This window comes from Herpetosiphon llansteffanensis, from assembly GCF_003205875.1.
GTDB classification, from domain to species: Bacteria; Chloroflexota; Chloroflexia; order Chloroflexales; family Herpetosiphonaceae; genus Herpetosiphon; species Herpetosiphon llansteffanensis.
On the sequence record NZ_PUBZ01000014.1, the window covers coordinates 1 to 4,301 of the forward strand.

3 protein-coding genes are annotated in these 4,301 nt (G+C 53.5%); all 3 read right to left on the minus strand.

Annotated features, from left to right (window positions below; genetic code table 11):
- Positions 1 to 301: 301 nt before the first annotated feature.
- Genes C5S61_RS01090 through C5S61_RS01100 form a run of 3 tightly spaced genes read right to left on the minus strand, consistent with a single transcriptional unit; the run spans position 302 to position 3,833 of the window.
- Positions 302 to 1,204: a glycosyltransferase family 2 protein gene (locus tag C5S61_RS01090; protein WP_110513289.1), complete on the minus strand. Its 903-nt coding sequence runs from the start codon at positions 1,202 to 1,204 to the stop codon at positions 302 to 304.
- On the minus strand, positions 1,201 to 2,256 hold the full coding sequence (locus C5S61_RS01095; RefSeq protein ID WP_110513290.1) for a glycosyltransferase family 4 protein: 1,056 nt from the start codon (positions 2,254 to 2,256) through the stop codon (positions 1,201 to 1,203). The genes C5S61_RS01090 and C5S61_RS01095 overlap by 4 nt, the downstream gene beginning before the upstream one ends.
- 47 nt (positions 2,257 to 2,303) lie before the next feature.
- A complete protein-coding gene (locus C5S61_RS01100; RefSeq protein ID WP_110513291.1) occupies positions 2,304 to 3,833 on the minus strand; it encodes a Kelch repeat-containing protein in 1,530 nt (509 codons plus the stop codon).
- Positions 3,834 to 4,301: the final 468 nt, after the last annotated feature.

Sequence of the window (4,301 nt, forward strand, 5' to 3'; positions counted from 1 at the left end):
GGGGGTGAGGGACCATGATTGCCAATCCAATGAACCATTACACATAGACTGATCCCCGACCCCTCTCCGGTGGCGCGGGCGAGGGGCTTGAATCCCGTGGTTCTCCCCCAATTCCTTGGTAAAAAAAGAGGCTGCTCCCCCTCGCCCGCGTTCAGTGGGAGAGGGGGTTGGGGGGTGAGGGACCATGATTGCCAATCCAATGAACCATTACACATAGCCTATAGCCTCAGCCCTCGCCCCCTGATCTCCAAATGCTATATTCTATGTTCTTTGCTCTATGTTCTTACTCAGCTTTCATCCTTCATGCCTCATCCTTCATCCTTGCATTCCGTTCTCGTTTGCCGCGCGCGAGATGCTGTTTGATCAAACGCTCAATTGCGTGGCGATCAGCCTTGACGTGAGCCTGAATTGTGCGACGGGTTGCCAGCGTCTGCTTGAAATTCTTCAGATGCCACATCCAAACACTCACCATGGCCAGATTGCGCTGGCGCAGACTCACAATCACAGTTTTGGCCAGCATGCGCAGTGTATAGCCCAAAACCACCGACAATGGCCGAAGTTTCAGGTACGTATACAAAGCATTTTTGCTGCTCTCGACCAACCAACGCTGGCCACCGCCGCTACCACCGCGTTCGTGCACGACCAGCGCCTCGAAATCTTCAAGCACCTGCCAACCCAACAACCACGCCCGCCAGCACAGCTCGGTATCTTCCCAATACAGGAAAATCTTGGGGTCGAAGCCGCCAATTGATTGCCATGCGCTCCGTCGCAACAACAACGCACAACCAGGCACCGCCGCCGTCATCGCTACCCCTTGGCGAGTTGGCGGCGCTTGGTTTGGATACAAGGTGGTTGGGCAGATAATCGCGGCCTGTGGATGTTCGTGCAAATGTTGACGCAAAATCGTCAGCCAGCTGGGAGTTATTTGCACATCGGGATTGAAAAATACAAAATATTCGCCAGTCGCGACTTCCATCCCTTGGTTGCATGCCGCGCCAAAGCCATGATTATGGTGATTGGCGATCAGCGTGACCTGCGGATAAGATTGGCGCACCAGTTCTGCCGAACCATCGCTCGACGCATTATCGACGACGATTAATTGATAGTTGTCGTCGTTGGTTGTGGCGAGGCTGGCAAAACAGGCTGCTAGCAATTCGGCGCTGTTGTAGCTCACAATAATGATCGAAATTTGGCCTGAAATCATGGGTTCTTCTCGAATAAACGCCGATATACGTCAGCAGTTTGCGCCGCAAGCTGTGTCCAATCCAAAGCTTGGACGGTTTGCAAGGCGTTTTGCTGCAAGGCTTGACGATTGGGATGCGCGGCGGCCCGTTGCAATGCGGCGCGTAAACTAGCTACATTATTTGGCTCAAACAAAAAGCCATTCTCGCCTTCACGAATCAACTCGCGCACTGGCGGCAAATCGGGAGCAACCAGCGGCCTAGCATACGACAACGCCGCCAACAACATGCCCGAGGTTAATGTTTTGCGATACGGCAAGACCACCACATCCGCTGCTGCAAACCATGCAGGCAACAGCGCATCGGCAATAAAATCTGGCCGAATCGTAATGACAGGATTCGTCGCAAGCTGCTGCAATTGCTGAACATACAACGGATCTTTGACTGCTCCGACGACCTCCAATTGTCCAAGCTCGGCAGCCCAAGCTTCGATCAATAATTCTACGCCTTTGTAGGGACGCAATGTGCCTAAGCTAACTGCTAAAAACCCGTTTTGCTTGAGCTGTAATAGCTCGCGTGCGGCAGTTTGTGCCAGTTGCGGACCATAAAAACCGATATACGCCCCATGGGCAATAACCGTCGTTTTTGAGCCAACCTGATAGCGTTGATCAATTAACTGGGCTGCTGCTTGTGAATGGACAATAATCTGGCCTGCCACTTGAACCATAGCCTGGTAACTACGCTTAGCCCAAGCAGGATGGCGTAATTCGTGCGGCTCTAAATTATGCGCAGTCCAAACCTGTTTTGCGCCACGCAAGCGCAGCAAACGCAACAGCGCAATAAAACTCATACTCCGCAAAGCGGTTGCACTCTGGCTCGGACGCTGAGTCAATTCATCGAAAAAATGCCAATGCAAAACTCGGTTATCGCGCTGCAGCAAGCCAGCACGCAAGCTTTGAGCAAACGGCTGGCGCATAATCCGCAGTTCAGGCCAAGCAACAAATGGATCATATAACAAATCCAGATACGGACTGGTTGTGAGCAGACGCGGAATTGGATAGATGCTTATGTTCATAGCGTTTGCGTTGGTCGCAGCTACGACCAACGCCCTGACAAAAGAATTTAGGGTGTGGGAATGCCACGATAGCTGTTGGTTCCGCCGCCAGTCGTGAAATAGAGCGTGCCATTAATCTCGCCAATAATGCCCGAATAGCGGGTTGCTGGCAAGTTATTCGGCATCTGTGCCCACATATTGTTCGCCGGATCATACACATAAATCGTGTTATGTTTTGTGCCATTGGTCGTCTGGCCTGCAAAGACGAAAATCTTGCCGCCAAGCACCACCGTCGAGTGGCTAATATGGTTTAGGGCCAAGGGAATATCGGCCAATTGAGTCCATGTATTGGTCGCAGGATCGTAGCGATGCACATCGTTATCGACGGTTAAGCTGCCATCGTGACCATGCTGGCCGCCAATGTAGTAGAGCTTGCCATCAAGCACCACGCCACCAGCGTGCTGGCGTGGGTTTGGCAATTCGGCATAGGTTAATTGGTTGGTTTGGGTTACCCAGCCAGTCGCCAAATTGTTCAAATCGAGCACAAAGTGCGTGCCAACATCAGCCTGTTTGTAGTAGGTTCCGCCAACATAGTGCAACTTGCGCTCTAAATAATACAATTGGCCAGCGGCACGTTGAATTGGAATCACTGGCAAGTTGGTATAGCTATTGGTGGCGGTATCGTAGTAGCGTGAAACCCGCGAGCCAAAAATCTGGCCAACGCCATCAAAATCTTCGATATAGCCACCCACAAAGAAGATTTTCTGGCCATCGGTCGCCGTGCCAACGTGGGTCAGGCCACGTTCCAAAGGTGCAATCGCCGTCCAGGTATTGGCAACAGGATCGTAGACATTCGACAAGCGCGAAGGTGTATCGCCCGATAAGCCAGGCTGGCCGAAACCACCAAAGACATACAATTTGCCGCCGACAACCGCACCTTGGGCTTCGACTGCACCAAAAGGATAGCTAAACGGCGTTGGCACGGCAGTCGACCACACAATCCGCGTGAAGTTGGCGGGTGTAGTTGGCGTGGCCGTGCCGACAATGGTGGTTGGCGTAGTTGTTGCTGGGCGCGGCGTAGCTGTGCTGGTGCTTGTTGCGGTTGCGGTGTTGGTTGGTGTATTCGTCGGTGTGTTGGTATTGGTCGGCGTGCTCGTTTCCGTTGGTGTGTTGCTGGGAACGCTCGTCGCAGTAGGAACATCGGTTGGCGTGTTGCTGGGAACGCTGGTTGGAGTTGGCACATCGGTTGGCGTATTGCTGGGAACGCTGGTTGGAGTTGGCACATCGGTTGGCGTATTGCTGGGAACGCTGGTTGCGGTGCTAGTTGCGGTTGGCGTATTGGTTGGCAACGGCGTATCCGTCGCCGTCAGGCTTGGCTCAGCGGTTGGCGAAACTGTTACGCCAAATGCGGTTGGCGTTGCGCTTGGCAAGGCCGTGATCTCACTCGCATTTTTCAAGATCAATGGCAAGAATGTACAGTCACTTACGCTACAATCAGGATCATCCAACAGACTATTCGTGCGAGCCAAACTCAAGCCAACGCTTGCTGAAAGCAGCGTCAGGCTGGTTGCAATAATCATCAATCGTCGGCGCTGCATGCAATTTCCTCCGTATATAATGGGGGCTGGAGATCGGTTGTCAGGAATCGAACATTTTAAGCCACGAAGGATTGAAACCGCGAAGAGCGCGAAGGCCGCGAAGGTAGGTTTCAATGTTAATGCTGCTCCCCAATAGCCTATAGCCAACAGCCCATAGCCTGCAACCTGACCCCCGACCTTTCAAGGGTAGGTTTTAAGATCCCCTCACCCCCAACCCCGCTCCCGTGCGCGGGAGAGGGGCTTTAACAGGCTGGTTCTGCGCAATGCATCGGGGGAAACGGGGTGCTCCCCCTCGCCCGTGTTTTGTGGTTGAAGAGCTTTCCCCCCCAGATCGCTGGGTAAACCATCGTTGACTCCCCCTCGCCCGCGTCCAGTGGGCGAGGGGGCTGGGGGGTGAGGGAATGCTCCACAACCTCCCAATCGCTCAAAACCTACCCTTCAAAGTTCCCCCCAACCCCCGATCCCGGA

What these genes read in the sequence shown, in the direction of transcription:
- C5S61_RS01090 (WP_110513289.1), bottom strand. Translation starts at nt 1,204, where the DNA reads ATGATTTCAGGCCAAATTTCGATCATTATTGTGAGCTACAACAGCGCC.
- C5S61_RS01100 (WP_110513291.1), bottom strand. Translation starts at nt 3,833, where the DNA reads ATGCAGCGCCGACGATTGATGATTATTGCAACCAGCCTGACGCTGCTT.
- C5S61_RS01095 (WP_110513290.1), bottom strand. Translation starts at nt 2,256, where the DNA reads ATGAACATAAGCATCTATCCAATTCCGCGTCTGCTCACAACCAGTCCG.